This is a genomic window from Niveispirillum fermenti (assembly GCF_052474395.1).
In genome coordinates, this window is the sequence record NZ_CP156681.1 from 2079288 (window position 1) to 2104595 (window position 25308).

Below are 25308 nucleotides of genomic sequence, written 5' to 3' on the forward strand. Positions count from 1 at the left end.
GCCGGCGTCGATGCTTGCTGAGTGCTGGTCAGGGCGCGCGGTTCATGTTAAGTGACGACGCTTTCCTGACCGGCATCGCGGGGGCCGGGCCAAGGAATCCGCTTGTTCTGGACCCCGCAAGAGCCCTAAACAACCAGCCCTGGGCTGGTCCCACCGGAAGATCCTGAAAGGTCAAATAAATGAGCGATGTTGCTGAACGCGTGAAGAAGATCGTTGTCGAGCACCTGGGCGTCGAAGAGGCCAAGGTCACCGATACCGCCAGCTTCATCGACGATCTGGGCGCTGACAGCCTGGACACCGTCGAACTGGTCATGGCGTTCGAGGAAGAGTTCGGCATCGAGATTCCGGACGACGCCGCCGAGAAGATCCTGACCGTCAAGGACGCCATCGACTTCATCAGCTCCAAGAGCTGATTTCCAAGGGTGGGTGATGGGCCCGGGGCCGGCTTGCCGCCGTCCCCGGGTCTGGCAATGCCGATTGCCGATCCCCATTTCCTGTTGGGCCGGTCGCTGGCCGATGCCCCTTTCCGTTTCCACTTTTGCAGGTCGGATACATGCGCCGCGTCGTCATCACCGGTCTTGGTCTCGTGACCCCGCTCGGGGTTGGGGTGCAAACCAACTGGGACCGCCTGATCAAGGGTCAGTCCGGCATCCGTACCATCCAGGGCTTCGACGTCTCCGATCTTCCCTGCAAGATCGCGGGCCAGGTGCCGCGTGGCGATGGCAGCGATGGAACGCTGAACCTCGATCTCTTCATTCCGCCCAAGGAACAGAAGAAGATGGACGACTTCATCATGTTCGCCATCGCGGCGGCCGATGAAGCCATCAAGGACAGCGGCTGGAAGCCATCCAACGACGAGGAATTCGAGCGCACGGGCGTTTCCGTGGGCTCCGGCATCGGCGGTCTGCCCGGCATCTACGAGACATCGCTGGTGCTGGCCGAGAAGGGGCCGCGCCGCGTCTCGCCCTTCTTCATCCCGTCCTGCCTGATCAATCTGGCGTCGGGCCATATTTCCATCAATCACGGCTACAAGGGTCCGAACCACGCCGTGGTGACCGCCTGCTCCACGGGGGCCCATTCCATCGGCGACGCCGCGCGCATGATCGCGCTGGATGATGCCGACGTGATGATCGCGGGTGGGGCGGAGGGCGCCTGCAGCCGCCTGGGTATCGCCGGCTTCGCCGCGGCCCGCGCGCTGTCCACGGGCTTCAACGATACGCCCGAACAGGCCAGCCGCCCTTACGACAAGGGTCGCGATGGCTTCGTCATGGGCGAGGGCGCCGGCGTTGTCGTGCTGGAGGAACTGGAGCACGCCAAGGCGCGCGGTGCCAAGATCTATGCCGAAGTTGTCGGCTATGGCCTTTCCGGCGATGCCTACCACATCACCTCCCCGTCGGAGGATGGCAATGGCGGCTTCCGGTCCATGCGCATGGCCATGAAGCGGGCCGGCCTGAACCCGGGTGATGTGGACTACATCAATGCCCACGGCACCTCCACCCCGCTGGGCGACCTGATCGAACTGGGCGCCGTGAAGCGCCTGTTCGGCGGTGATCTGGCCGGCGCTTCCATGTCATCGACCAAGTCGGCCATCGGCCATCTGCTGGGTGCAGCCGGCGCTGTGGAGGCGATCTATTCGGTCCTGTCCATCCGCGACCAGATCGTGCCGCCCACCTTGAACCTGGAAAACCCCGATGAGGGGACGGAGGGTGCCGATCTGGTGCCGAAGCAGGCCAGGGAGCGCAAGGTGCGCGCCGCCCTGTCCAACAGCTTCGGCTTTGGCGGCACCAACGCTTCGCTGGTCTTCAAGGCTGTGTCCTGATCTGCGCGTGAGCGGGCAGCCGGAAAACACGACCAAACAGCGCCGCCGTTGGCTCTGGCTGACAGCGGCGCTGTTTTTGGGTCTGGTCGCGGCGGGGGCCGCGGCGGCATGGATCGGCTGGCAGCGATATGCCGGACCGGGACCACTGGCGACCGATACGGTGCTGATCATCCCGCGCGGCACCGGTGTGCAGGGGATTGCCCGCACTTTGGCCGATGGCGGCGTGACCCGGCACGAATGGGACATGCTGGTCGCCGTCCGGCTGCGGGGCGATGGTGCCCGCCTGCGCGCCGGGGAATATCGTTTTGCGGCGGGGATCAGCCTGGAACAGGCCATCGACCTGGTCATCAGCGGCAAGACCGTCATCCATCGCGTGACGGTGCCGGAGGGCCTGACAAGCTGGCAGATCGTGGAACTGCTGAAGGCCCAGCCCGCCATGGCCGGGGAGGTGACGACGATTCCGGCCGACGGCACCTTGTTGCCGGAGACCTATCATTTCCTGCGCGACGATGCGCGTTCAGCGGTTCTGGCTCGCATGGGTGCGGATATGACTCAGGTTCTGGAACGGCTCTGGGCCGAACGGGCGCCCGACCTGCCCCTGAAAACACCGGCAGAGGCCGTGATCCTGGCATCCATCGTGGAGAAGGAAACCGGCGTGGCGGCAGAGCGGCCACGTGTGGCGGGTGTGTTCATCAATCGCCTGCGGCTGGGCATGCGGCTGCAATCGGACCCGACCATCATCTATGCCCTGTCGGACGCCCGCGGGCAGATCGACCGTGACCTGACCCGGGCCGACTGGCGACTGGAATCGCCCTACAACACCTATATGGTCGATGGATTGCCCCCCGGCCCCATCGCCAATCCCGGCCTGCTGTCGCTGCGGGCCGTTCTGCAGCCGGAAAGCCACAAGTATCTCTATTTCGTGGCCGACGGCACGGGTGGCCATGCCTTTGCGGAGACGCTGGAACAGCATAATCGCAATGTCGTGAACTGGCGGCGGGTGCGGGACGGCGGTTGAGGTGATCGGGCTACGGTTGCAGGCGTTTGCCACAGCCGTTCGCCTTGACGGCGGGAAAGGGTATCAGCCCCGGCATCCCGGCGGCGGGCGGGTGCCGGCAGCGCGGTGTAAAGACCGTCCATCACCGGTTCAGGCGGCAATGGATCGTTCGCCCCACCACCAGACAGAGTCGGAGCAGAACCGGGCCGCCATGCGCCGCACATAGGGGCCGAATGCGCCATGGGCCTCGACCATCTGGTGTAGCGGTGTATCGGATGGCCGTGCGGAGAGGCAGGCCAGCATGGCGAAGGTGATGGCATCGACGCCTGTGGGATAGAACCCCATCATGAAGGGATGGTCGCCCAGCAGCACGGAAAGGGCTGAAAGCGAACGGCCGGCCTGTTCCAGCCGTTCGGCTCCGTCCTGCGGGGCTGCGTCATGGGTGGGCATATTGGCTGCGAGGGGGCCGCGCACGCCCTTGGTGTTGGCATTGATGTCCGGCGACCGGGGCGCATACGCCATCAACCGGCCGAGATGATCTTCCAGCATCCGTTCGATGGACCAGGCGTTTGCCCTCTCCCGCACAGACAGCCCCTTGTCCAGGTCGATGCCATAGGTGCGTTCCACATGGTCGCGGATCAGGGTGCTGCCGGCCACGATTTCCCCGTCATCCTCTATGAATGGCAGCCTGTGCCCGGGTGGTGTGTCCGGCCCCCCCACCAGCCTTTCATAGGCCAGACCGGCCATGCGCAGTTGCACTTCAACCTTCAGAAGAACGGGGTCGGGCTCCGCAAGGCCCGGGGTGGGAGCGGGGGCATGCAGCTTGATCATCGTCTGTCCCGTCACGGCATCGCAGTTGACGGGTATCGTTTACACCCTGCCTGTTGCCACCCTACTGTCAGCAGCGTTGCAAACAGGGGGATAGGTGATGCGTCGCGCCGACCGGTTGTTCCAGATCATTCAAATCCTGCGGCGGGCGTCCCGTCCGGTGACGGCTGAAATCATTGCGACGGAACTGGAAATATCGAGGCGTTCCATTTACCGCGATATCGCCACCCTGATCGGGCAGCGGGTGCCGATCCGTGGGGAGGCTGGCATCGGCTATATGCTGGAAGGCGGCTTCGACATGCCGCCCCTGATGCTGACACCCGATGAGATTGAAGTGGCGATGCTGGGCGCGCAATGGGTGGCGCGGCAGGGCGATCCCGTGCTGGTCCGTGCCGCCGCCGATCTGATGGCCAAGATCGAGGCATCGGTGCCGGAGGACCTGCGCCCCGTGGTGCAGCGGCCGGCCGGTGTGGCCCCGCCGCGCCTGCGTGCCGTGGAGGACAGCATCGACATGGTTGCCCTGCGGGCCGCCATCCATGCCGGGCACAGGCTGCATCTGACCTATCGGGATGAGCAGGGCCGGGAGACGGTGCGCACCATATGGCCGGTGCTGATCGTTTACTTCGACAATGCCCGGACGCTGGCGGCCTGGTGTGAAATGCGGCGGGATTTTCGCCATTTCCGCACAGACCGGGTCGTTCGAGCCGAATTCACGGGTGAACGCTATCCCGAGCGGACCCCGGCCCTACGGGCGCGATGGAGACGGAGCTGGCAGCAGAGTGCCGAAGAATGATGCTCCCCTTTCCATGAGAGCTGTTTCCGGCCAACCGAAAACCGCTCTCATGGAAAGAGGTCGTCCACGGCAGATTGCGACAGGGCCGCTGTGCCCATGCCGCCATCATCCTCATCATCCACCGGCTTTCTTGCCGCTGGGGCGGGTTTGGGCGGCGGTGGCGGGGTGGGGGACGGCGCCGGCTCCGTCGATGCCACAGGCTGCGGGGCCAGCGGATCGCCCCCTTCGGCCCTTACGGCGGCGGCACCGGCCAGCAGCATGTCCACCGCATCCTGATTGATGGCACCGCGCAGCGGCGGGCCATGCATCAGGTGGGCATCCGGGCGGGTGTCCTTGGGTTCATCGGCCAGGGCCGCGGCCATTTCCTCGGCGTCCAGCCCCTCCAGCCCCCAGATCTGGATCATCGCATGCACGCGCCGTTCGATATAGCGCAGGGTGTTCACCACCTTGGTCATGCGCTGGCCCGTGATGTCCTGGAACGAGCAGGCCGTCATGATCTCCGTCACCTCGTTATCGAGGATCTGGGCCAGATCGGGATGGTCCTTGCGCAGCCGGTCGGCAACCGACTGGATACGTTCCGATCCGTTCAGGATTTCCGTGGTCGCATGCTCGGTGGATTGCAGGATGGCGTCCAGTTCCTCCGTCGCGCGCATGATGCGATCGGCGGAGGGGTCATCCGGCTTCAATGCGGCGATTTCCCGCCGGGTTTCCGCGATATGCGACGACAGGTCCTGCAGCTCGCGCCGCAGAACCTTGATGTGGGACCGGGGATCGATCTCCGGATGGTCGCGATGTTCACGGATCAGGCGGCGGACATCATCCACCGCCACCACGCGGTTGCGCCTGTCCCGCGCACGCAGGAAGGCACGCCCGCGCGGACTCGACATGAGCGCGTCCTCGATCTCGTCGTAATCTTGGTCGGACAGATCGAAGATCGGTTCAGACACGGCCGATCAACCCAGCGCGCCCAGGACGCTCTCGATCTTTTTCTTCAGCGTGTCCGCGTTGAACGGCTTGACGATATAGTTGTTCACGCCGGCTTCCTTGGCCGCGATGACGTTTTCCGTCTTCAACTCGGCGGTGACCATGATGAAGGGCGTGGCCTTCAGGCGCACGTCGGCGCGCACTTCCTTCAGAAGCTGCAGGCCGGTCATCGGCTCCATGTTCCAGTCAGAAATCACCAGACCGAAGGGTGCGGCGCGCAACTTGGCCAAGGCTTCGGCGCCATCGGCGGCTTCCTCGATCTTCGTGAACCCGATCTGGGTGAGCAGGTTCCTGATGATACGCCGCATCGTCGCGTAATCGTCGACAACCAGCACCTGAATGTTCAAGGACACTGCGGAACCCCCACCTGAACGTGTTGCACCAAAAGACAATGTCTAAAAAGCCGGACATTTCGGGCATATTACCCCGTCCAGGCCGGTAACTCTTCCAAAACTACCCGATAGGCAAAGGCAAGCCAATCGGGAATGGTCGAGCATGGCTACTGGCCCGCACTTTGGTTGGCGCCCCGTGGCTTGTCAAGCCGTGGCGGGCGGGCCGGGGCGCAACTTTTCCGACTTTCTATCCCTCTGCACTGCGCAACAGCGAAAGAAGCCCGCTGGTGATGGGATAGCGGCGGTCGCGCCCGAAGCTGCGGGAGGTGATCTTCACGCCCGGCGGGGCCTGCCGCCGCTTGTATTCGGCGCGGTCGAGCATCCGCCACACGCGGTTGACCGTGGCGGCATCGTGCCCGCGGGCCACGATTTCCGCCAGTGACAGGTCGCGCTCGACCAGGCATTCCAGGATATCGTCCAGCACCTCGTATTCCGGCAGCGTGTCCTGGTCCTTCTGGTCGGGTTTCAATTCCGCCGTGGGGGCCTTGGTGATGATACGCTCGGGAATGACCCGGCCCGCCGGCCCCAGGGCGCCTTCCGGCCGGTTGCCGTTTCGCCAGTGCGAAAGGCGGTAGACGGTTGTCTTGTACACGTCCTTCAACACGGAATAGCCGCCGCACATGTCGCCATAGAGCGTGGCATAGCCCACCGACATTTCCGACTTGTTGCCTGTGGAAAGAACCATGCCGCCGAACTTGTTGGAGAGTGCCATCAGCGTCACGCCGCGTGACCGGCTTTGCAGGTTCTCCTCCGTGATGTCGGGTTGCCGGCCGGCGAAGGCCGGTGCCAGCATGGTGGCGAATGCCGCCATCGCAGGCTGGATGGAGATGGTGTCGATGCGGCAGCCGAGCAGCCCGGCGCATTCCGCGGCGTCGTCAAGGCTTTCCTGGCTGGTATAGGGGCTGGGCATCATGACGCAATGCACCTGCGCCGGTCCCAGTGCATCGACGGCGACGGCGGCGGAGATGGCCGAGTCGATGCCGCCGGACATGCCCAGGATCACGCCGGGGAAGCGGTTCTTGCGCACATAGTCGCGCAGGCCCAGCACCATGGCGCCATAGATGGCACCCAGCGCGTCGGGCGGCGGCGTCATGTCGGGCGATGAGCCCTTCCAGCCTTCTTCCGTGCGGACCCACCGGGTGAGGCCAAGGGCCGGCGCGAAGGCCGGGAGCTGGGCCACCAGCGACCGGTCGGCGTTCAGCACGAAGGAGGCACCGTCGAACACCAGTTCATCCTGGCCGCCCACCTGATTAAGATAGATCAGCGGCAGTCCCGTTTCCACTACCCTTGCCACGGCCAGGTCCAGACGGCGGTTGACCTTGTCGATCTCGAACGGGCTGCCATTGGGGACGACCAGAATCTCGGCCCCGGTTTCGGCCAGGGTCTCGGCGACGTCCGGGGTCCACATATCCTCGCAGACCAGCACGCCCAGCCGCACGCCGCGGAAATTCACAGGGCCGGGCAGGGGGCCGGCGGCGAATACCCGCTTTTCGTCGAACGGACCGTAATTGGGCAGGTCATGCTTCAGCCGCACGGCCGCGATGACGCCGCCATCCAGCAGCAGCGCGGCATTGTGACGCTTGCCATCCACGCGCCAGGGCGCGCCGACCAGCAGGGCCGGACCGCCATCCGCCGTCTGTGCCGCCAAGCCGCGCACCGTCTCTTCCACCTTGTCCAGGAAGAACGGCTTCAGCACCAGATCTTCGGGTGGATAGCCGCAGACCGACAGTTCGGGAAAGACGACCAGGTCCGCGCCCGCCGCCGCCGCGTCCGCCCGCGCGGCGCGGATCAGGGCGGCATTGTCATCCAGCATGCCGACCGTGGGGTTGATCTGGGCCAGCGCGATGGTCAATTGATCGGTCATGTCATCTTCGTCCTGCGGCATGGCCGGCGGCGGGGCCGGTCGGCTTCCTTATTCTCTTGTTGAGCATAAGGGGTCAAGCCCGGCTGCGGCGGGGGACGGCATGGCCGCCCTGCTTGCTCCGGCTTGCCCCGCCGGGTGCTGGCCGGCTATTTTCGATGAAACAGGCTGGAGGCCCATCATGCCATCCCTTTCGTCCATGCTGCTGACGGCCCTGGTGACGTGTCTGGCGGTTGTGCTGCCGGCAGGGGCCGATCCGCTGCCCGCCCCGATGGCGGCCTTCTCCGCCAGCCAGGATCTGCAGGTCGACGGGGTGGCGCTGTCGGCGCGGCTGTTCCATGACAAGGGGAGGGAGCGGCGTGAAAGCCGGGTGGATGGCATGAACAACCTGCTGATCGTGCGGCCCGACCTGGACGAGGCCGTGGTGATCCAGCCCGAAAGCCGCATGGCCATGAAACTGTCCCTGACTGATCCGGAAGTGGGTATCGTCCCCAGCATTCTCGCCCGGCTTTCGGGAGAACCGGAGGGAACGGAGACCGTGGCGGGGGAGAAGGTCACCCGTTACCGTGTCCAGGACATGACGCCCGATGGCGGTGGCTTCGACGGCCGGGTGTGGGCGACGCCTGACGGCATCTATGTGAAGCTGGACGGGCGGACCGGGGATGGCGGTGTCGCCGCCATCTCCATGCAATTGTCGGAGATCCGGCGTGGTCCGCAGGACCCGGCCCTGTTCGAGGTGCCGGGCGATCTGATCATGATGACGCTGGACCCGCCGGAAGGGCGCGTGCCCCCGGCGTTCCAGGACGAGCGGAAGGGAAGTGCCACGCCATGATCATGCGGCGCCGTCACCTGCTGGGCCTTATGGTCCTGCCGTTGCTGCAAGTGGCCCCGGCGCGTGCCCTGACGCCGGCGGAGCAGGCATTCCTGGACCGGCTTTCGGGCCAGGGGGGATGGCGGGCGGTGCCGCAGGGGCCGACCCTGTACCGCATCGTCAAATCCGGCCCCGCCGCGGGCGTGCCGCCGCGTCTGATCGACACGGCCCGGATGCATTACCAGGGGCGCCTGGAGGATGGCACGGTCTTCGAGGATACGCGCGCCCAGGGCCGGCCCGCCGCCCTGCAATTGACGCGGGTGATCGCCGGCTGGAAGCAGGTGCTGCCGCTGATGCGGCCGGGCGATGTCTGGGAACTGGCGGTGCCTGCCAGCGCAGGCTATGGCGCTGCGGTATCGGCCAGCGGCAAGGTGCCGGCCGGTTCCAACCTTTTCTTCACCATCGAACTGCTGTCGGTGACACGCTTGAAACTGTCGAGCGAGCTTTGATGGCCCGGAGGGGGTGACCCGGGGCGCCATCCGTGCTAACCCGCTAGCAGTTCGTTGCCTGATGCGGAGTCCTGACATGACCGATCGTTCCGTGACCCTGGCGTCCCTGTTCGCCCTGGCGCTGGCCTTGGCTGCCCCGGCAGCCCTGGCGCAGGCGACCGGGCCGGTGCCGCCGCCGGCCGGCGGTTCGGTGGAGGACGTGCTGTCCATGCCGCGCATCGATCCGCAAACCCAGTATCTTTCCGACAATCTGAAGAAGCCCGGCTGGCGCGTGACCCCCAGCGGTCTGCAATACCGCGTCATCCGCGCGGCGGACGGCAATGCCCTGCGTCCCACCCTGTCGGACGAGGTGACCGTGCATTACCGGGGCGTTCTGATCGACGGCAAGGAATTCGACAGTTCCTATGCCCGTGGGCGGCCGGCCAGCCTGCCGCTGGGGCGCGTCGTCCGCGGCTGGCAGGAGGCGTTGCCCATGATGCGCGTGGGCGAACAGTGGGAACTGGCCATTCCCGGCAATCTGGGCTACGGCGCCCGCGGCCAGCCCGATGGCGGCATCCCGCCCAATGCGACGCTGCTGTTCACCATTGAACTGCTCGGCATCCGGAAGCCGAACAATACAAACCTGCTGGCCAAGCCCGGCACCGTTCGTTGATGCGACCCCGCGCCCCTGAAAAATGCGTGCCCCATGCGGGGCACGTTTTGTGGTATGGATGCGCCCGGGCGTTGGAGCGCCTGCGACAAGCTGTGCGACGCGGAACCCGATGACCGACCAATTGATGTTGAAGGAGAAACTCGCGACTCTGAAAACAGAGCATCGCGACATGGATGATGTCATCCAGCGGCTGACGGAGCAGTTGCCCGTCGATCAACTCCAGATTCAACGCCTGAAAAAGCGCAAATTGCTGCTGAAGGACATGATCGCCCGGCTGGAAAGCCAGCTTGTACCCGATATCATCGCGTAGAAGCGATTGCGGCGCGGTTTCTGCTGCTGCGTTCATGCAAAACCCCGGTGATCGGTATCCGATCACCGGGGTTTTGCATGAAAAGACCGTGACCTCCGGAATGCCGCGCGTAGCGCGTCTGTATCCGATCGCTCAATGCTTGGCGGTTCGCAACCCGGCGCGCAAGATACCCCCGGCGGGATGTGCCCGCCGGGGGTGCGCTTTACTCTCCGGGTTCTTCGTGCATCTGCTCGGGCTGGACATTCTGGTCGTCATGGCCGGTATGGTCATGCGCCAGCGGGGGCTGCTGGTAACGACCGCTGTGGCTGCGCTGGATGCTGGGGGCAAGGTCCTGCAATTCCAGGAAATTGTCGGCCTGACGCCGCAGTTCGTCCGCGACCATGGGCGGGGCCGAACGAACGGTGCTGATCACGGTCACGCGCACGCCCTTGCGCTGCACCGCTTCCACAAGGCGACGGAAGTCGCCATCGCCGGAGAACAGCAGGATGTGGTCGACATGGTCCGCCATCTCCATCACGTCGATGGCGAGTTCGATATCCATGTTGCCTTTGATCTTGCGCCGGCCCGATGCGTCGGTGAATTCCTTGGTCGGCTTCGTGACCATCGTGTAGCCGTTATAGTCCAGCCAGTCGACCAGCGGACGGATCGGCGAATATTCCTGATCTTCGACCAGTGCCGTATAATAAAAAGCGCGGATCAACCGGCCTTCTGCTGCAAACAACTCCAAAAGACGCTTGTAATCAATATCGAATCCCAGGGATCGGGCGGCGGCGTAAAGGTTGGCCCCATCAATGAACATGGCCAGCCGTTCCTGTTGATAAAATATCTTTCGTGCCATTCGATCCTCTTAAGAATTGAGTTGGAAAAATCTACTTTCCGGCCGCAATTTTCACATGCACCACTTCGGCCGGACGAAGAGGTTTATGGTCGGTCCTCTTGGCCCCGTCAAGGGAGCCAGAAGCACGCGGCAGGTGACGAACGATTTCCGGCACGGTATGCCATAGCCTGTTCGGCAGCAAGTGCCGTCATTCGCCATCCCCCAAGTAAATGGCCGGCGATGGCCCTTATTTCCAGGTAAGGCCGGTGATTCTGATTGCGATTGGCTCGAATTTGGCGTCTGAGGCCCTGGGGACGCCGGCACAAATATGCACCCGCGCGCTGGCCCGGCTGAATTCCGGCGATGTACGGGTGACGGCCGTGTCGGCCTTTTACGAGACGGCGCCCGTGCCGGCTTCCGATCAGCCCTGGTTCGTCAACGCCGTCGCCAGGGTGGAGACCGGGTTGTCCCCCGCCGCCTTGCTGTCGCGACTCCATGAGGTGGAAAAAGAGTTCGGCCGCATGCGTCGGCAGTTGAACGAGGCGCGGGTGCTGGACCTTGATTTGCTGGACTACAAGGGCATGTTCCAGGAAGGGCCGCCCATCCTGCCGCATCCGCGTATGGGCGAGCGCGCCTTTGTACTGTATCCGTTGCGCGACGTCGCACCGCATTGGCGCCATCCCGTGCATGGCGCTACGGTATCCGACTTGATCGGGGCGCTGACGCCGGGGCAGGGCATCCGGCCGCTGGCCGGATCGGTGCCCCGCCTGTCGGGTCTGGAATGACGTGGGCGCGGGTGGGCATTCTTGCAATGTTCCGGTCTGCTCCTTATAGATAAAGGCTTGTCCGTCGCTGGAGTATATGTCGAATGGCCCGCGTAACCGTTGAAGATTGCGTCCTGAAGGTCCCGAACCGTTTCGAGCTGGTGATGATGGCGGCCCAGCGCGCCCGCGACATCGCTTCCGGTTCGCCGCTGTCCATCGATCGGGACAATGACAAGAACCCCGTCGTCGCCCTGCGCGAGATCGCGGATGAGACGGTCGCCCTGGACGGTCTGAAGAACAGCCTGATCAAGGGCCACCAGCGCGTGCCGGAGCAGGACGAGCCCGAGGAGGAGATCGTTGAGCTGATGGCCGGCGAGGCGTCCTGGGCCCAGGACGCCGCCCGTGCGGAGGCCGAGGACGAACTGGGCGGCGATATGGATTTCGCCGAGGGTGAGGTCGGCGGCGCCGATCTGGCCGACGAGGATATCTGAGCCGACGGAAGTAAAAAAATGTCAGGGCCGTGCTGGCGTGGGAAGACGCGGAAGGGCGGTGTAGAATGAGCCGCCAGGCCAAGATCATTCGCCAGTATGAGTTGGTTGAGCGCGTCATGGGGTATGACCCCAATGCCGAAGAGGAAGCGCTCAACCGCGCCTATGTCTTCACCATGAAGGCACATGGTTCGCAGACGCGGGCCAGTGGCGATCCCTATTACATGCACCCGATCTGGGTGGCATGGCTGTTGACGGAGTTGAAGCTCGACGCCAACAGCATCATCACGGCCTTGCTGCATGATACGGTGGAAGACACGCTGACGACGCTGGAGGAAATCCAGCGTCTGTTCGGCGCGGAGGTCGCGCGTCTGGTCGATGGCGTGACCAAGCTGTCGCGGATCGAGCTGCAGAATATCGGGGAGCAGAGCGAAAGCACCAAGCAGGCGGAGAATTTCCGCAAGCTGGTGCTGGCCATGTCGGAGGATATCCGGGTCCTGCTGGTGAAGCTGGCGGATCGTCTCCACAATATGAGCACCATTGAGTTCCTGAAGCCGGAGAAGCGCCGCCGCATCGCGCGTGAGACGCTTGAAATCTATGTTCCTCTGGCTGAGCGTATCGGTATCCAGCGCTGGAAGGACGAGCTGGAGGATCTGGCGTTCAAGGAATTGAATCCTGACGCCTATGAGAGCATCCGCATCCGCCTGGACGATCTGCAATCCACGGGCAAGGCCCGCGTGGACCGCATCATCGAGGAATTGGACAAGACGGTCCGTTTCGGCAACGAGTTGGCCGTTCCCAATGCGGAGACCTATGGGCGCCTGAAATCGCCCTATTCGATCTGGCGCAAGATGCACGCCAAGAACGTCGCGTTCGAGCAATTGTCCGACGTGATGGCCTTCCGCATCGTCGTCGATACGCTGGGCGAATGCTATCAGGCGCTGGGCATCATCCATGCCCGGTACCCCGTGGTGCCGGGCCGGTTCAAGGACTATATCTCCACGCCCAAGCCCAACGGCTACCAGTCGATCCACACCACCGTCATCGGCCCCGAGAAGCAGCGCATCGAGGTGCAGATCCGCACCCGCGACATGCATGAGGTGGCCGACATGGGCGTGGCCGCCCATTGGTCCTACAAGCAGGGATCGCCCGCCGGCCAGCCCAAGACGGAGGGCAGGCAATATCGGTGGCTGCGCGAATTGCTGGACATCCTGGAACATGCCGGCCGGCCCGAGGAGTTCCTGGAACATACCAAACTGGAACTGTTCCAGGATCAGGTCTTCTGCTTCACGCCCAAGGGGGATCTGATCGCCCTGCCGCGCGGCGCCACGCCTGTTGATTTCGCCTATGCCGTCCACAGCCAGGTGGGTGACACCTGCGTGGGGGCGAAGATCAACGGCCGCATGCAGCCCCTGCGCACCCACCTGCAGAACGGTGATCAGGTGGAGGTGCTGACCTCCAAGAACCAGTCGCCGTCGCCGGATTGGGAAAATTTCGTCATCACGGGCAAGGCGCGGGCCCGTATCCGCCGCTTTGTCCGCACCCAGCAGCGGGGTGAGCATATCAAGCTCGGCCGCGGGCTGATGGAACGGGTCTTCCGCCAGGAAGGCTACGAATATTCCGAAAAGGCCTTCGAAGGTGTGCTGAAGATCTATCAGCAGCCGTCGGTGGATGATCTTCTGGCCGCCGTCGGTGCCGGCACGACGGGTGTGCGCGACGTCTTCAATTCCATCTTCCCCGGTCACCGTTACACGCCCAGCGCGGCGACGGCGGACGAGAAGGTGGTGGCTTCCATCAACACCAAGGCCAAGCCGGCGCGTAAAGCCAGCGGTGCGCCGCTGGCCATCCGGGGGCTGATCCCGGGCATGGCGGTGCATTATGCCCGTTGTTGCCACCCGATCGTGGGGGACCGCATCGTGGGCATCGTCACCACGGGCAAGGGTGTGACGATCCATACGATCGATTGCGAGACACTGGAGAGCTTCCACGACAGTCCGGAACGCTGGATCGATGTGTCCTGGGACCCGGATGCCGACGCGCCCGACGATCTGGTTGGCCGTCTGTCGGTGGTGGTTGCGAACGAGACGGGGGCGCTGGGCACCCTGTCCACGGTGATCGGCAAGAATGGCGGCAACATCACCAACCTGAAGATCACCAACCGCACCAGCGACTATTTCGAGATGTTGATCGATGTGGACGTCAAGGACGTGAAGCACCTCACCAACATCATGGCGGCATTGCGGGCCACACCCGTGATCCATTCGGTCGAACGCGGCCGCTGACATCCCTATATAGGGGGCGGCAAAAGGAACCGGGACCGTAAACATGTTCAGGCGGCGCGTACCATTGACACCAGCGATGCGGCTGCGTCGGCTGGTCTGGCCGTCCATGGGACTGGCACGGTCGGGCCGCTATGTCGTCCATCGCGTGGGGCGCATCGAGGGCACGCCGCATGCCATCGCGCTGGGGCTGGCCTTTGGTGCCGCGGTCTCCATGACACCGCTGATTGGTCTGCATTTCCTGGTGGGGTTCCTGCTGGCCTGGGTGAGCCGGGCCAGCATCATGGGGGCCATGGTCGGCACCGTGGTGGGCAATCCCTGGACATTTCCGGCCATCTGGTATGCCAGTTACCGGCTGGGCTGCGTGCTGATGGGCATCACGCCGGGGCATGAGGATCAGGCCCGCCTGACGCTGGCCTTCCTGATCAGCCATCCCTGGCAGGTGCTTATGCCCATGCTGGCCGGCGGCACCCTGATGGGGATTGCGGCCGGCCTTGCCGTCTATGCGATTGCCAAGCCCGTGATCCGGTTCTATCAGGAAAAGCGGCGGAAGCGGCGCCGTGCCGCCCGGCCGCTTCAGGTGCGTGAAGAGGGATTGCCATGATTCTGAGGCCGCTGCGCCTGGGCGTGAATATCGACCATGTGGCCACCGTGCGCAACGCACGCGGCGGCGACAATCCCGACCCGGTGCGCGCGGCCCTGCTGGCCGTGGCGGCGGGGGCCGATGGCATCACGGCCCACCTGCGGGAGGATCGTCGCCATATCCGCGACCATGATATCGAACGGCTGATGGCCGAGATCGACCGGCCCCTGAACCTGGAGATGGCGGCGACGGAGGAGATGCTGGCCATCGCCCTGCGCCATCGGCCGCACGCCGTCTGTCTGGTTCCGGAGAAGCGGGAGGAGAGGACGACGGAAGGCGGGCTGGACGTCATCGCGAACAGGGCGCATCTGGCACCCTATGTTGCCCGGCTGGCGGCGGCCGGCATCCGGGTGTCCATCTTCATCGGGGCCGACCCGGTGCAGTTGGATGCGGCCCGCGCGCTGGGTGCGCCCGTGGTTGAACTGCATACGGGGGCCTATGCCGACGCACCCGCCGGCCCGCTGCGGCAGGCGGAACTGGACCGGCTGGTGGCCGGTGCCGCCCACGCCGCGGCCATCGGCCTGGAATGTCATGCCGGTCATGGATTGACCTTCGACAATGTGGGGCCCGTGGCGGCCATCCAGTCGATCATGGAACTGAATATCGGGCATTTCATGATGGGGGAGGCGATCTTCGTCGGCCTGTCCGCCACCATCGTCGAAATGCGCGCCCGCATGGATGCCGGTCGCCGGGCGGGGGCCGCATGATCCTGGGGATCGGCAGCGATCTGGTCGATATCCGCCGTATCCAGGCCAGCCTGGACCGTTTCGGCGACCGTTTCGCCGCCCGAATCTTCACGGCTGGCGAGCGGGCGCGGGCCGATGCGGCGGGGCGCGGGCCTGTGCGTGCTGCCCTTTATGCCAAGCGGTTCGCGGCGAAGGAGGCGGCGACCAAGGCGCTGGGCACGGGTTACGCCGACGGCGTGCATTTCAAGGATATCGAGGTCGTCTCCGACGGCAAGGGCCGGCCGGCCCTGCTGCTGTCCGGCGGCGCGCGGGACCGGCTGTCCGCCCTGGTGCCGGCCGGCATGGATGCGCGCATCGATCTGTCGATGACGGATGAGCCCCCCTATGCCCAGGCCTTCGTCGTCATCTCCGCCATTGCCCAGCCACCGGCCTGACCGCCCATGGAACAGCCTCGCCGCCCGCAGGACGAAGTATTGCCGCCACTGGTGGAAACCAAGCCGCATGCCGTCGGCGGCTGGGGGGAAAGCGTGCGCTTCATGCTGATCTGCGTGCTGGTCGTCCTGGGGTTTCGGACCTTGGCGGTGGAGGCGTTCAACATTCCCACGGGATCGATGGTGCCGACCCTGCTGGTGGGGGACTATCTGTTCGTGAACAAGGCGGCCTATGGCTACAGCCGCTATTCCCTGCCGGAATTCCTGCGCTTCGGGGATGATGCGCCGGCCGTGACGGCCGACTGCCAGGGGGCGCCGGGCCGTCTGTTCGGCCGTTTGCCCGAACGCGGCGACGTGGCCGTATTCAAGCTGCCCAAGGATACCTCGATCGACTATATCAAGCGCATCGTGGGCCTGCCCTGCGACCGCGTGCAGATGATCGGCGGCGCATTGTACATCAATGGCGAGATGGTGGCCCGCATCCGCGCGCCCGATTATGTTCTGCATGAAGGGTTCGGCGGCGCGTTCACGGCCCCGCAATATATCGAGACGCTGCCCGGCGGCCGCCAGCATCCCGTGATCGAGATGTCGGGCGATTTCGGGCCACTGGACAATACGCCCGTCTTCAACGTACCGCCGGGCCATGTGTTCGGTATCGGCGACAGCCGCGACAATTCGCAGGACAGCCGTGTACCGGACGTCGTGGGCTTCATCCCGGTGGAAAATCTCGTGGGCCGGGCCACCTACATCTTTTTGTCGGTGCGGGAAGAGGAGAGCCTGTGGCGCTTCTGGCGCTGGGGCCAGGCGATCCGCACCGAACGGTTCTGGGAAAGGGTTCAATGATGGATGCCGGGCTTGATGCGCTTCAGGATATCCTGGGCCACCGGTTCGCCGATCAGGCGCGGCTGGTGGAAGCGCTGACGCATCCATCGGTGGGCGGTGTCAACCGCCGCGCCGTGGGCAAGGGGTATGAGCGGCTGGAGTTCCTGGGCGACCGCGTGCTGGGCCTGATCGTGGCCGAATGGCTGCTGGAACGGTTTCCCAAGGAGCAGGAAGGGGCGCTGGCCCGCCGCCTGACGGCGCTGGTCCGGGCAGAGGCGCTGGTGGTGGTGGCGGGGCGCATCGGGCTCGGCCGGTTCCTGCGCCTGGCGCCTGGCGAACAGGCGGGCGATGTGAAGCCGGCCATCCTGGCCGATGCCTGCGAGGCGGTGATCGGTGCCTTGTACCTGGATGGCGGTCTGCCGGCGGCGGCCGGCTTCATCCGCCGGCATTGGGATGCGGCGCTGGAAGGCGCGCGGGCCGCACCCCCGCAGGACCCGAAGACCGGCCTTCAGGAATGGGCGCTGGCGCGCGGACAGAAACTGCCGCTTTATAAGGATATCGGCCGCAGCGGTCCGGACCATGCGCCCGTCTTCCAAATCTCCGTGGAGGTTGAGGGCCATGAGCCGGCCATCGCTTCCGGTCCTTCCAAACGGGTGGCGGAAAAGGCTGCCGCCGAAGCCCTGCTGACCCGGATACGCAAGTCATGACCGATCCCGACGATATCGTTTCCCGCTTTCTCGCGGGCCAGGACACCGATGGCGACGCCCCCGCCCGCCCCGCACCGGTCCATCCGCGCTGCGGCTTCGTGGCGCTGGTCGGTGCGCCCAATGCGGGCAAGTCCACGCTGCTGAACGCGCTGGTCGGCACCAAGGTTTCCATCGTCAGCCCCAAGGTGCAGACCACGCGCTCGCGCGTGCTGGGCATCGGCATGGTGGCCGACAGCCAGATCCTTTATGTCGACACGCCCGGCATCTTCACCCCGAAGAAGCGGTTGGAACGTGCCATGGTGGCCGCCGCATGGCAGGGGGCGACCGATGCCGACCAGGTGGCCGTACTGTTCGATGCCAGCCAGCGCCGCATCGATGACGACACGCGCGGCATCGTTGACCGCCTGAAGGACGCCGGGCGCCAGGCCGTGCTGGTGCTGAACAAGATCGACCTGATCAAGCGGGAGCGCCTTCTGGCGCTGGCATCTGAATTCGCGGCGTTCGGCATCTTCACAGAGACCTTCATGGTGTCGGCCCTGACGGGTGACGGGCTGGACACGCTGCTGTCCTGGTTCGCGTCGTCGGTGCCGGAAGGCCCCTGGCTCTATCCGCCGGACCAGCTTTCCGACATGCCCGAGCGTCTGCTGGCCGCGGAGATCACGCGGGAGAAGCTGTTCCTCCAGCTTCACCAGGAAGTGCCCTATGCCACGACCGTGGAAACGGAAAGCTGGGAGGAGTTCGAGAACGGCTCCGTGCGAATCGCGCAGGTGATCTATGTCCAGCGCGACAGCCAGAAGGCCATCATCCTGGGCAAGGGCGGCAGCCGCATCAAGTCCATCTCCACCGCTGCCCGGGTGGAGATGCAGGATTTCCTGGGCCGTCCGGTCCATCTGGTCCTGTTCGTGAAGGTGCGGGAGAACTGGGCCGAGGAGCGCGACCAGTACGAGGCCTGGGGCCTGGACTTCAACGCCTGAGCGGTCAGGCGGCGGAAAGGGGAGAGGCCGGCGGCGGGTGCGCGCCCTGCCGCTTCCCCTCCATCTTATACCAACTTGCGATGAGTAGAACTCATCGCAAGTTGGTCCGGCGGCGACTGAGGGCGGTGATCAGAACCAATTGGTTCTGATCACCGCAAAATAGTATTATTGCCGCAATATCTTTTCCATCGGCCGGCCTTTGGCAAGCTCGTCGACCAGCTTGTCGAGGATGCGTATTTCCTTCATCAGCGGATCTTCGACATTTTCCACCCGGACACCGCAGACCACGCCTGTGACCAGATCCCGCGAAGGGTTCAGTCGCGGCGCCTGGGCGAAGAAATCCTCGAAGCTGGTTTGCCTGGCCAGTTCGGCGTCGAGTCCGGGCTGGGTGTAACCGGTCAGCCAGCAGATGATCTTATCGACCTCTGCCCTGGTGCGGCCCTTCCGTTCCGCCTTGGCGACATAGAGCGGGTGAACCTTGGCGAAACTCATCGTATAGAGGCGGTGCTTCGTCATGGGTGCGGCCTCACATGTCGGATTTGGGACCGAGGAGCGGCATCACATCGACGCTGTCGCAGGGGAAGATGGTGAAGTGCGGATGACCCTCGAACAGCCGCGCCGCCGCCTCGTGTGACGAGGCGCGCACCACGACGAAGACGGTCAACTCATTGACCACATCCGCCACGCCCTCCGGCGACGTGCGCTTGGTCGGGCCAAGTGGTCCGCCCGCATAGACGATCACGTTCCGATGCGCCTCGTCCCACGCCTTAAGGGCGGCAAGCCCCTCCTCGTCCCTGGCCCGCCTCTCCTCGCCGGACATCGCATACCAGGCCTGCCAGCGGGGGCTGGCCTTGTTGCTGGTGAAAACCGCGAGATAGGTATCGTTCGTGTTCATGGACGTGCCTCCCGGCATTGGCGCACTGGACCGGACAATGGGCCTTTCCGAGGCCCCCGGTTTCCTTTGCCGTTGAACCACTATGGAAGATGCGGGGGAAGCGGGTAAATAGGATGATGGCGCCATGAGGATGTTCAGGAGCAGGCGAACATGCATTGGTGCGTGATGTCCATGCGGTTGCCCCGCCATACCGTTTCCCTTCAGAAAAACCATCCTGACCATCGGGGCGGGCTTCCGGGTAGGGGCGGGATTGCTTATATAGGTGCGATATCCGGTTCCGACTGATCGAGCTGACGCCTGCCATGAAGCGCACCTATACCCGCAAGGAAATCCAGGACCTGCTGGGCGCGCTGGAGGGGCAGGCGCGTGAGGCGATGCGACTGGCCAAGCTGGCCGAGGACGAGGCCGCCAAGGACAGTTTCCAGACCTATAACGAATTTCGCAACAAGGTGGGGGAGTTCAAAGCGCTCTGCATTCTGATCGAAGGGCGGCTGCGCGCCGTGGATACGGCCCGTGTCGACGACCTGAAGGAGGAATATGCCCGGCTGGACACGCTGATGCTGGGGCTGCTGATCCGGGCCAGCATGCGCTTTTTCTTCGTCCTGTCGGCCAAGACCATGCTGCCGCTGGGCGCGCGGGAGATATTCATTTCCGAACTGCGCAGCCTGCACGACGCGGCGGAAAAGCTGCGTCGGCCCGAATATGCCAAGGCCATGGGCGACAAGCTGAAGGGCGACCTGGAAACGGCGGAGATGATCCTGGAAGAGATCATCGATAAGGCACCGGGCCTGTTGCAGTTCGGCTGATCTGCCCCGTCCAGGGCGAACATGCCCCTGCCTTCGCCGCCGGCCGGCCCGCCCCCGCCCCGCGGCGGTGAAGCCGGAGGCGTGACGGGCCGGGGCGATGTGGGTATGGTCAGGGGTCTGGCGGCCGGACCCCGGTGACCGTGATGCGCTTCTTGCGCCCGTCCACGGTCTCATACCCGATGCTCTGCCCCTGCGACAGGCCCAGCAGGGCACAGCCAACGGGGGTCAGGATGGAAATCCCGTCGGGCAGGCTGGTACACCCGTCCTCTGGCATGAAAAGGGTGCCGGCGTGGGGGGCCCCTTGTTCGTCGACGAAGGCGACATGCGACCCCAGGCCCACGAAGGGCGATCGCGGCTGTTTGTCGACGATATCGGCGCGCAGCAGTTCCTCCTGCAGGAACAGGGAGATGCGCGCGTAGGACCGGTGCATGGAATCAAGAAGGGTTTCAAGCCTTTCAAGGTCGTCGCGCAGGATACGGATCGGCGGATCCCCGATCTGGGTTTTTCTGTTCATGTCTTCCTCGGTTTGAAAAAGGGGCCGCCCGCGGCGGACACCCCCCACAGGAAGGACGAATGGCGGCAAAAGGTCAATCCCCGTGAATGGACGGTCCCATGTGCCCTTGTGTCCTCTTGTGCCCTGTGTCCTCTCCGGTCTCCCAAAGTGTTAATACGCCATGGCTCGCACCCTTGTCCGGTTCTCACGTGTTGAGAAGACATGAGGAACAACAACAGAAGATGGGTGAAGCCATGTCCACCGTCCTCCTTATCATCCTGATCCTTCTCCTGATCGGCATCATTCCGGCCTGGCCCTACAGCCGGGGGTGGGGGTATGGCCCCTCCGGCCTGCTGGGCACCGTGCTGATTGTCGTGCTGATCCTGGTCCTGTTGGGCCATATCTGATACTATTTTGCGGTGATCAGAACCCATAGGTTCTGATCACCGCCCAATCGCCGGCGCCAACATTCGTTGGCTTGGCGCCGCCGCACCAGCGGCGCGGCGGCGGTTGCCGCCAATATCCCCGTGACAGGCGGCGGGTGCGGGCGCTATCCCTGGGTGGTTTCCCGCCATCCTGCCCGAAAGCGCCCGCCGCCATGTCCGATCCAGACCAGCAATTCCTGACACTGGCCGCCGAGCTGTCGCGCCAGGGCATGGAGGCCGGCCATGGCGGGCCCTTCGGGTCTGTTGTCGTGCTGGACGGTCATGTCGTGGGCCGCGGCTGGAACCAGGTCACATCCACGAACGACCCCACTGCCCATGCCGAGGTGGTGGCCATTCGCGATGCCTGTCGCGCCTTGGCCCGCTTCGATCTGCGCGGTGCGACGCTTTATGCCAGTTGCGAGCCGTGCCCCATGTGCCTGGCATCCGCCCTGTGGGCGCGGGTGGACCGCATCGTCTATGCCAACGACCGGTTCCAGGCGGCGGAGATCGGCTTTGACGACGCGCTGATCTATGAGCAGGTGGCAAGCCCGCCCGACAATCGTATCATCCCGTGTGAACACCGCCCCAACGGGGCGGCGCTGGCCGTGTTCAAGGCCTGGTGCGGGAAGGCGGATCGCGTTCCCTATTGAAGGGCGTGCGGGGGCGGAGATGACGGCGCTGACAATGGCGGACCTTCTGGTCCTGGTTGATATCCAGAATGATTTCTGTTCCGGCGGGGCACTGGCGGTTGCCGATGGTGATGCCGTGGTGCCGGCGGCCAATGCCCTGGCACGACGGTTCCACGCCGCCGGGGCCGGGGTCGTGCTGACCCAGGATTGGCATCCGCCGGGCCATTCCAGCTTTGCGGCCAGCCATCCGGGCACCATACCGTTTCAGGATATCACCCTGTCCTATGGAACCCAGACCCTGTGGCCCACCCATTGCGTGCAGGGCACGGCGGGGGCGGCATTCCATCCCGGCCTGGATGTGCCCATGGCGGGCCTGATCGTGCGCAAGGGCTTCCGTCCCGATCTCGACAGTTATTCGGCCTTCTTTGAAAATGACCGGACCACGACCACGGGTCTTGGCGGCTATTGCCGGGAACGGGGTTTCACGCGGCTGTTCTTTGCCGGGCTTGCCACCGATTACTGCGTGGCCTACTCGGCCGAGGATGCGACCCGCCTGGGTTTTGCGTCCGTGTTGCTGACGGGTGCCAGCCGGGCCATCGACCTGGGTGGATCGCTGGCAACCGCCCTGCATCGGTTGCGGGCGGCGGGTGTGACGCTGGCGGCGGGGCTCTGACCCCCGGATGCCGCACGGCGGCTGCTTCAAAGCGTCACTTTCCTTCATCCTGCTTTCGGATTATTCCCGCAGAGATCGTCCCCCGACCGACAGGGAGGTTGCGTGTACCTTTCCGTGGTCATCTCCGTCCATGACGAGCAGGACAACATCCTGCCGCTTCTGGCTGAAATTTATGCCGCCATGGCGGGCGGCCCCGCATTCGAGGTGATCGTTGTCGACGATGCCTCCCGCGATGCCACGGCGGCGCGCGTGCAGGGGGGGCTGCCCGGATATCCCACCCTGCGCCTGATCCGGCATGAATATTGTGCCGGCAAAAGCGCCGGACTGGTCACGGGCGCGCGGGCGGCGGCGGGGGACTGGCTGGTGCTGATGGATGGCGACGGCCAGAACGACCCGGCCGACATTCCCGCCATGCTGTCCATGCTGGCTGCCGACCCTTCGCTGGTGCTGGTCAATGGCGTGCGGGTGACGCGCCGCGCGCCGCGGTCCAAGCGTCTGGCCTCGACCTTCGCCAACCGGCTGCGCCGGGCCATGCTGCGGGATGACTGCCCGGATACCGGCAGCGGGCTGAAGCTGATGCGCCGCGACCTGTTCTGCGACCTGCCGGCCATCGATTGCCTGCACCGTTTCCTGCCGGCCTTCGTGCGCGGGCGGGGCCTCGCCTATGCCAATATGCCCATCGCGGACCGGCCGCGCCTGTCGGGCGTATCGAAATACACCAACCTGCACCGGGCGGCCATCGGCCTGTTCGATCTGTTCGGCGTGATGTGGCTGCTGCGCCGGCAGAAGCGGCCGGGGGCGGTGACCGAGGTGAAGGCCCCATGATCTGGACCCATATCGACGCCTGGTGGCATGCTGCCATCGCCGACAAGGGCTGGCTGGTGGTCTTCGGCCTGTCGGCCCAGGCCATGTTCATGATGCGCTTTCTGGTGCAGTGGGTCAGTTCGGAGCGGGCCGGCCGTTCCGTGATGCCCGTCGCCTTCTGGTGGTTCAGCCTGGGCGGGGGCATGATGCTGATGGTCTATGGTTTCCTGCGGCCGGATCTGGTGATCATCGCGGGTCAGGTGCCGGCCCTGGTCATCTATACCCGCAACCTGCACCTGATCCGGCGGGAGAGGCGGGGGACGACATGAAGGCCGGGGGGACCCTCTCCCGGCTGCTGCTTTTTGTGCTGGCGCTTGCCGCCTTCCTGCCGGGCCTTGCCACGATCCCGCCCTTCGACCGGGATGAAAGCCGGTATGTCCAGGCCAGCCGGCAGATGCTGGAAACAGGCGATTTCATCGATATCCGCTTCCAGGATGAAGCGCGGCACAAGAAGCCGGTCGGTATCTACTGGATGCAGGCCGCGACGGTGCATGTCCTGACGGTCGGCGGCGATGACGGGCCGGTCTGGATGTACCGGCTGCCCTCCCTGGCGGGCGCGCTGGCGGCCGTGCTGCTGACGGCCTGGGCGGGGGCCAGCCTGTTCGGGCCGGCGGCCGGGCTGCTGGGGGCCGCGATGCTGGCCACCTGTGTCATTCTGGGTGTGGAAGCCCGCATGGCCAAGACCGATGCCGTCCAGCTTGCCTGTGTCATGGGCTGCATGGGGGTGCTGGCGCGGGTCTATATGCGGCCGGATCTGCCCCTGCCGCGGGGGCTGGCGATGCTGTTCTGGCTTTCGCTGGGGCTGGGCATCCTGGTCAAGGGGGTGATCCTGATGGTGGTGGGTGCCGCCATGCTGGCGCTGTGGATCATCGATCGCGATGCGCCATGGCTTGCCCGCCTGCGCCCTGTCGCCGGTCTCGCGGTTCTGCTGGCCCTTGTGCTGCCCTGGCTGGCCGCCATCACGATCGCCACGGATGGCGGCTTCTTCGCCACGGCTGTGGGGCATGAATTCCTGGGCAAGGCGCATGCGGGGCAGGAAAGCCATGGCGCACCGCCGGGATATTTCCTGGCCAGCTTCTGGATCAGTTTCTGGCCCTGGGCGCCGCTGGTCCTGCTGGCGCTGCCCTGGATATGGGCGCGCCGGCATGAGGCCGCGGTTCGCTTCTGCCTGGCCTGGATCATCCCGACCTGGGTCATCCACGAGATCGTGGTGACCAAGCTGCCGCATTACACGCTTCCCGTGCTGCCGGCCGTGGCGTTGCTGGCGGCCGCGGCGCTGTTGCCGGCAACCGGTGCCGTGACTGCACCCCGGATGCGGCGCTGGTCCTGGCCGGCCGCCGCCCTGATGCTGCTGGTGTCGGGCGCGCTGGGTGTGGTGCTGGTCGGTGCCCCTTATCGGCTGATGGGGCAGGGGCTGACAGGCAGCCTGGTCGCTACCGGGGGGATTGTGCTGGTTGCCGGCGGCCTGCTCTGGTTCCTGCTGGCCCGCCATCACCGGGGGCGGGGGCTGATGGTGGCGCTGCTGGCCAGCCTGGGCTTCCATGCCGGTCTGTTCGGGATGGCGCTGCCGGGCCTGACGCCTTTCTGGCTGAGCCCGCAGGTCCGGCAGGTGTTCGACGCGCAAAAGCCCTGTGCCGGCAGTATCCTGGCGGCCGGTGGCTATACAGAGCCGTCCATGGTGTTCCTGGTGGGCACGCAAACGCGGCTGGGTGGGGGCGGCATGGTGGCCGGTCATCTGCTGGCCGATCCCGCCTGTGCCATCGGACTGGTCACCACGGGGCGGGAGGAGGCGGCGTTCCTTGCCGCCATGCAGGCGGCCGGCCGGCATCCGCGCCGGGTGGCCGAACTGTCCGGCTTCAATTATTCCCGCGGCCGGCCGGTCCTGCTGCATTTCTACATCCTGTCAGGCCAGGACATGGATCGATAAGTGCGGGGTCCGGCCCTTCCCCGGCGCCT

Annotated in this window: 32 protein-coding genes; 24 read left to right on the forward strand and 8 right to left on the reverse strand. The window is 65.0% G+C overall.

What is annotated here, in order from left to right:
• Positions 1-179 precede the first annotated feature (179 nt).
• The 3 genes from ABC728_RS20935 to mltG all read left to right on the forward strand — a co-directional run bounded on the left by ABC728_RS20935 (position 180) and on the right by mltG (position 2837).
• Complete coding sequence (locus tag ABC728_RS20935) at positions 180-413, forward strand: acyl carrier protein (RefSeq protein ID WP_416617488.1); 234 nt, start codon at positions 180-182, stop codon at positions 411-413.
• A 140-nt stretch (positions 414-553) separates the two neighbouring features.
• Positions 554-1819 carry a beta-ketoacyl-ACP synthase II gene (gene fabF, locus ABC728_RS20940; protein ID WP_416617487.1) on the forward strand — a complete coding sequence of 422 codons (1266 nt, stop codon included), beginning with the start codon at positions 554-556 and terminating at the stop codon, positions 1817-1819.
• Positions 1820-1826: 7 nt separating this feature from the next.
• On the forward strand, positions 1827-2837 hold the full coding sequence (gene mltG, locus ABC728_RS20945; protein WP_416617486.1) for an endolytic transglycosylase MltG: 1011 nt from the start codon (positions 1827-1829) through the stop codon (positions 2835-2837).
• 129 nt (positions 2838-2966) lie between these two features.
• On the opposite strand, the gene ABC728_RS20950 is transcribed toward mltG, so the two are convergent.
• Positions 2967-3647: a glutathione S-transferase family protein gene (locus ABC728_RS20950; RefSeq protein ID WP_416617485.1), complete on the reverse strand. Its 681-nt coding sequence runs from the start codon at positions 3645-3647 to the stop codon at positions 2967-2969.
• Between the two features lie 97 nt (positions 3648-3744).
• On the opposite strand from ABC728_RS20950, the gene ABC728_RS20955 reads away from it, so the two are divergent.
• The gene (locus ABC728_RS20955) at positions 3745-4437 is read left to right on the forward strand and encodes a helix-turn-helix transcriptional regulator (RefSeq protein ID WP_416617484.1); all 693 of its coding nucleotides are present in this window, start codon (positions 3745-3747) and stop codon (positions 4435-4437) included.
• Between the two features lie 47 nt (positions 4438-4484).
• On the opposite strand, the gene ABC728_RS20960 is transcribed toward ABC728_RS20955, so the two are convergent.
• From ABC728_RS20960 to ABC728_RS20970, 3 genes are all read right to left on the reverse strand, one after another.
• The gene (locus ABC728_RS20960) at positions 4485-5384 is read right to left on the reverse strand and encodes a protein phosphatase CheZ (RefSeq protein WP_416617483.1); all 900 of its coding nucleotides are present in this window, start codon (positions 5382-5384) and stop codon (positions 4485-4487) included.
• A 6-nt stretch (positions 5385-5390) separates the two neighbouring features.
• Positions 5391-5729 carry a response regulator gene (locus ABC728_RS20965; protein ID WP_445376660.1) on the reverse strand — a complete coding sequence of 113 codons (339 nt, stop codon included), beginning with the start codon at positions 5727-5729 and terminating at the stop codon, positions 5391-5393.
• Between the two features lie 271 nt (positions 5730-6000).
• Entirely contained in the window at positions 6001-7677 is a 1677-nt protein-coding gene (locus ABC728_RS20970) for an NAD+ synthase (RefSeq protein WP_416617481.1), read from the reverse strand.
• Positions 7678-7855: 178 nt separating this feature from the next.
• On the opposite strand from ABC728_RS20970, the gene ABC728_RS20975 reads away from it, so the two are divergent.
• The 4 genes from ABC728_RS20975 to ABC728_RS20990 all read left to right on the forward strand — a co-directional run bounded on the left by ABC728_RS20975 (position 7856) and on the right by ABC728_RS20990 (position 9956).
• Positions 7856-8506, forward strand: a complete 651-nt coding sequence (locus tag ABC728_RS20975; protein ID WP_416617480.1) for a hypothetical protein — start codon at positions 7856-7858, stop codon at positions 8504-8506.
• Positions 8503-8994 carry an FKBP-type peptidyl-prolyl cis-trans isomerase gene (locus tag ABC728_RS20980; protein ID WP_416617479.1) on the forward strand — a complete coding sequence of 164 codons (492 nt, stop codon included), beginning with the start codon at positions 8503-8505 and terminating at the stop codon, positions 8992-8994. Before ABC728_RS20975 ends, ABC728_RS20980 begins: the two co-directional genes overlap by 4 nt.
• Before the next feature lie 76 nt (positions 8995-9070).
• Positions 9071-9646, forward strand: a complete 576-nt coding sequence (locus ABC728_RS20985; RefSeq protein ID WP_416617478.1) for an FKBP-type peptidyl-prolyl cis-trans isomerase — start codon at positions 9071-9073, stop codon at positions 9644-9646.
• 109 nt (positions 9647-9755) lie between these two features.
• A complete protein-coding gene (locus ABC728_RS20990) occupies positions 9756-9956 on the forward strand; it encodes a YdcH family protein (RefSeq protein ID WP_416617477.1) in 201 nt (66 codons plus the stop codon).
• Positions 9957-10158: 202 nt separating this feature from the next.
• Here ABC728_RS20990 and ABC728_RS20995 read toward each other — a convergent pair whose 3' ends face one another.
• Positions 10159-10755 (reverse strand): LabA-like NYN domain-containing protein, encoded by a 597-nt coding sequence (locus ABC728_RS20995; RefSeq protein WP_445376484.1) that lies wholly within the window; start codon positions 10753-10755, stop codon positions 10159-10161.
• A 311-nt stretch (positions 10756-11066) separates the two neighbouring features.
• On the opposite strand from ABC728_RS20995, the gene folK reads away from it, so the two are divergent.
• The 9 genes from folK (at position 11067) to era (ending at position 18567) form a co-directional block, all read left to right on the forward strand.
• Positions 11067-11558, forward strand: a complete 492-nt coding sequence (gene folK / locus ABC728_RS21000; RefSeq protein ID WP_445376485.1) for a 2-amino-4-hydroxy-6-hydroxymethyldihydropteridine diphosphokinase — start codon at positions 11067-11069, stop codon at positions 11556-11558.
• Between the two features lie 83 nt (positions 11559-11641).
• Positions 11642-12028: a DNA-directed RNA polymerase subunit omega gene (gene rpoZ / locus ABC728_RS21005; protein ID WP_416617474.1), complete on the forward strand. Its 387-nt coding sequence runs from the start codon at positions 11642-11644 to the stop codon at positions 12026-12028.
• A gap of 65 nt (positions 12029-12093) precedes the next feature.
• The gene (locus ABC728_RS21010; RefSeq protein WP_445376486.1) at positions 12094-14307 is read left to right on the forward strand and encodes a RelA/SpoT family protein; all 2214 of its coding nucleotides are present in this window, start codon (positions 12094-12096) and stop codon (positions 14305-14307) included.
• Positions 14308-14383: 76 nt separating this feature from the next.
• A complete protein-coding gene (locus ABC728_RS21015; RefSeq protein ID WP_416617472.1) occupies positions 14384-14908 on the forward strand; it encodes a DUF2062 domain-containing protein in 525 nt (174 codons plus the stop codon).
• Entirely contained in the window at positions 14908-15654 is a 747-nt protein-coding gene (locus ABC728_RS21020; RefSeq protein WP_416617634.1) for a pyridoxine 5'-phosphate synthase, read from the forward strand. Before ABC728_RS21015 ends, ABC728_RS21020 begins: the two co-directional genes overlap by 1 nt.
• Entirely contained in the window at positions 15651-16067 is a 417-nt protein-coding gene (acpS, locus tag ABC728_RS21025) for a holo-ACP synthase (RefSeq protein ID WP_416617471.1), read from the forward strand. Before ABC728_RS21020 ends, acpS begins: the two co-directional genes overlap by 4 nt.
• A 6-nt stretch (positions 16068-16073) precedes the next feature.
• Complete coding sequence (gene lepB, locus ABC728_RS21030; protein WP_416617470.1) at positions 16074-16907, forward strand: signal peptidase I; 834 nt, start codon at positions 16074-16076, stop codon at positions 16905-16907.
• Positions 16904-17593, forward strand: coding sequence for a ribonuclease III (gene rnc / locus ABC728_RS21035; protein WP_416617469.1), 690 nt, complete (start codon positions 16904-16906; stop codon positions 17591-17593). Before lepB ends, rnc begins: the two co-directional genes overlap by 4 nt.
• Positions 17590-18567, forward strand: coding sequence for a GTPase Era (gene era, locus ABC728_RS21040; RefSeq protein WP_416617468.1), 978 nt, complete (start codon positions 17590-17592; stop codon positions 18565-18567). The genes rnc and era overlap by 4 nt, the downstream gene beginning before the upstream one ends.
• Positions 18568-18732: 165 nt before the next feature.
• Here the strand turns inward: era and ABC728_RS21045 are convergent, their stop codons facing one another.
• Together ABC728_RS21045 and ABC728_RS21050 are read right to left on the reverse strand one after the other, a co-directional pair.
• The gene (locus ABC728_RS21045) at positions 18733-19083 is read right to left on the reverse strand and encodes a DUF2200 domain-containing protein (RefSeq protein WP_416617467.1); all 351 of its coding nucleotides are present in this window, start codon (positions 19081-19083) and stop codon (positions 18733-18735) included.
• Positions 19084-19093: 10 nt separating this feature from the next.
• Positions 19094-19462, reverse strand: coding sequence for a hypothetical protein (locus ABC728_RS21050; RefSeq protein WP_416617466.1), 369 nt, complete (start codon positions 19460-19462; stop codon positions 19094-19096).
• A 302-nt stretch (positions 19463-19764) separates the two neighbouring features.
• Here ABC728_RS21050 and ABC728_RS21055 point away from each other — a divergent pair, with 302 nt between their 5' ends.
• On the forward strand, positions 19765-20268 hold the full coding sequence (locus ABC728_RS21055) for a hypothetical protein (RefSeq protein ID WP_416617465.1): 504 nt from the start codon (positions 19765-19767) through the stop codon (positions 20266-20268).
• A gap of 109 nt (positions 20269-20377) precedes the next feature.
• Here ABC728_RS21055 and ABC728_RS21060 read toward each other — a convergent pair whose 3' ends face one another.
• Complete coding sequence (locus ABC728_RS21060; RefSeq protein ID WP_416617464.1) at positions 20378-20782, reverse strand: GreA/GreB family elongation factor; 405 nt, start codon at positions 20780-20782, stop codon at positions 20378-20380.
• 233 nt (positions 20783-21015) lie between these two features.
• Between ABC728_RS21060 and ABC728_RS21065 the strand changes: the two genes are divergently transcribed.
• The 6 genes from ABC728_RS21065 (at position 21016) to ABC728_RS21090 (ending at position 25279) form a co-directional block, all read left to right on the forward strand.
• On the forward strand, positions 21016-21168 hold the full coding sequence (locus ABC728_RS21065) for a DUF3309 family protein (RefSeq protein ID WP_416617463.1): 153 nt from the start codon (positions 21016-21018) through the stop codon (positions 21166-21168).
• A 191-nt stretch (positions 21169-21359) separates the two neighbouring features.
• Positions 21360-21836: a nucleoside deaminase gene (locus ABC728_RS21070; RefSeq protein ID WP_416617462.1), complete on the forward strand. Its 477-nt coding sequence runs from the start codon at positions 21360-21362 to the stop codon at positions 21834-21836.
• 19 nt (positions 21837-21855) lie between these two features.
• Positions 21856-22488: a bifunctional nicotinamidase/pyrazinamidase gene (pncA, locus tag ABC728_RS21075; protein WP_416617461.1), complete on the forward strand. Its 633-nt coding sequence runs from the start codon at positions 21856-21858 to the stop codon at positions 22486-22488.
• A 102-nt stretch (positions 22489-22590) separates the two neighbouring features.
• The gene (locus tag ABC728_RS21080; RefSeq protein WP_416617460.1) at positions 22591-23313 is read left to right on the forward strand and encodes a glycosyltransferase family 2 protein; all 723 of its coding nucleotides are present in this window, start codon (positions 22591-22593) and stop codon (positions 23311-23313) included.
• On the forward strand, positions 23310-23621 hold the full coding sequence (locus ABC728_RS21085; RefSeq protein ID WP_416617459.1) for a lipid-A-disaccharide synthase N-terminal domain-containing protein: 312 nt from the start codon (positions 23310-23312) through the stop codon (positions 23619-23621). The genes ABC728_RS21080 and ABC728_RS21085 overlap by 4 nt, the downstream gene beginning before the upstream one ends.
• Positions 23618-25279, forward strand: a complete 1662-nt coding sequence (locus tag ABC728_RS21090; RefSeq protein WP_416617458.1) for an ArnT family glycosyltransferase — start codon at positions 23618-23620, stop codon at positions 25277-25279. The genes ABC728_RS21085 and ABC728_RS21090 overlap by 4 nt, the downstream gene beginning before the upstream one ends.
• Positions 25280-25308: the final 29 nt, after the last annotated feature.

Excerpts from the sequence above, each read along its gene's own strand:
- ABC728_RS20935 (WP_416617488.1), top strand. The coding sequence starts at position 180 with ATGAGCGATGTTGCTGAACGCGTGAAGAAGATCGTTGTCGAGCACCTG.
- fabF (WP_416617487.1), top strand. The coding sequence starts at position 554 with ATGCGCCGCGTCGTCATCACCGGTCTTGGTCTCGTGACCCCGCTCGGG.
- ABC728_RS20950 (WP_416617485.1), bottom strand. The coding sequence starts at position 3,647 with ATGATCAAGCTGCATGCCCCCGCTCCCACCCCGGGCCTTGCGGAGCCC.
- ABC728_RS20955 (WP_416617484.1), top strand. The coding sequence starts at position 3,745 with ATGCGTCGCGCCGACCGGTTGTTCCAGATCATTCAAATCCTGCGGCGG.
- ABC728_RS20965 (WP_445376660.1), bottom strand. The coding sequence starts at position 5,729 with ATGCGGCGTATCATCAGGAACCTGCTCACCCAGATCGGGTTCACGAAG.
- ABC728_RS20970 (WP_416617481.1), bottom strand. The coding sequence starts at position 7,677 with ATGACCGATCAATTGACCATCGCGCTGGCCCAGATCAACCCCACGGTC.
- ABC728_RS20975 (WP_416617480.1), top strand. The coding sequence starts at position 7,856 with ATGCCATCCCTTTCGTCCATGCTGCTGACGGCCCTGGTGACGTGTCTG.
- ABC728_RS20980 (WP_416617479.1), top strand. The coding sequence starts at position 8,503 with ATGATCATGCGGCGCCGTCACCTGCTGGGCCTTATGGTCCTGCCGTTG.
- ABC728_RS20985 (WP_416617478.1), top strand. The coding sequence starts at position 9,071 with ATGACCGATCGTTCCGTGACCCTGGCGTCCCTGTTCGCCCTGGCGCTG.
- ABC728_RS20990 (WP_416617477.1), top strand. The coding sequence starts at position 9,756 with ATGACCGACCAATTGATGTTGAAGGAGAAACTCGCGACTCTGAAAACA.
- ABC728_RS20995 (WP_445376484.1), bottom strand. The coding sequence starts at position 10,755 with ATGTTCATTGATGGGGCCAACCTTTACGCCGCCGCCCGATCCCTGGGA.
- rpoZ (WP_416617474.1), top strand. The coding sequence starts at position 11,642 with ATGGCCCGCGTAACCGTTGAAGATTGCGTCCTGAAGGTCCCGAACCGT.
- ABC728_RS21010 (WP_445376486.1), top strand. The coding sequence starts at position 12,094 with ATGAGCCGCCAGGCCAAGATCATTCGCCAGTATGAGTTGGTTGAGCGC.
- ABC728_RS21015 (WP_416617472.1), top strand. The coding sequence starts at position 14,384 with ATGCGGCTGCGTCGGCTGGTCTGGCCGTCCATGGGACTGGCACGGTCG.
- acpS (WP_416617471.1), top strand. The coding sequence starts at position 15,651 with ATGATCCTGGGGATCGGCAGCGATCTGGTCGATATCCGCCGTATCCAG.
- lepB (WP_416617470.1), top strand. The coding sequence starts at position 16,074 with ATGGAACAGCCTCGCCGCCCGCAGGACGAAGTATTGCCGCCACTGGTG.
- rnc (WP_416617469.1), top strand. The coding sequence starts at position 16,904 with ATGATGGATGCCGGGCTTGATGCGCTTCAGGATATCCTGGGCCACCGG.
- era (WP_416617468.1), top strand. The coding sequence starts at position 17,590 with ATGACCGATCCCGACGATATCGTTTCCCGCTTTCTCGCGGGCCAGGAC.
- ABC728_RS21045 (WP_416617467.1), bottom strand. The coding sequence starts at position 19,083 with ATGACGAAGCACCGCCTCTATACGATGAGTTTCGCCAAGGTTCACCCG.
- ABC728_RS21050 (WP_416617466.1), bottom strand. The coding sequence starts at position 19,462 with ATGAACACGAACGATACCTATCTCGCGGTTTTCACCAGCAACAAGGCC.
- ABC728_RS21055 (WP_416617465.1), top strand. The coding sequence starts at position 19,765 with ATGAAGCGCACCTATACCCGCAAGGAAATCCAGGACCTGCTGGGCGCG.
- ABC728_RS21060 (WP_416617464.1), bottom strand. The coding sequence starts at position 20,782 with ATGAACAGAAAAACCCAGATCGGGGATCCGCCGATCCGTATCCTGCGC.
- ABC728_RS21065 (WP_416617463.1), top strand. The coding sequence starts at position 21,016 with ATGTCCACCGTCCTCCTTATCATCCTGATCCTTCTCCTGATCGGCATC.
- ABC728_RS21070 (WP_416617462.1), top strand. The coding sequence starts at position 21,360 with ATGTCCGATCCAGACCAGCAATTCCTGACACTGGCCGCCGAGCTGTCG.
- pncA (WP_416617461.1), top strand. The coding sequence starts at position 21,856 with ATGACGGCGCTGACAATGGCGGACCTTCTGGTCCTGGTTGATATCCAG.
- ABC728_RS21085 (WP_416617459.1), top strand. The coding sequence starts at position 23,310 with ATGATCTGGACCCATATCGACGCCTGGTGGCATGCTGCCATCGCCGAC.
- ABC728_RS21090 (WP_416617458.1), top strand. The coding sequence starts at position 23,618 with ATGAAGGCCGGGGGGACCCTCTCCCGGCTGCTGCTTTTTGTGCTGGCG.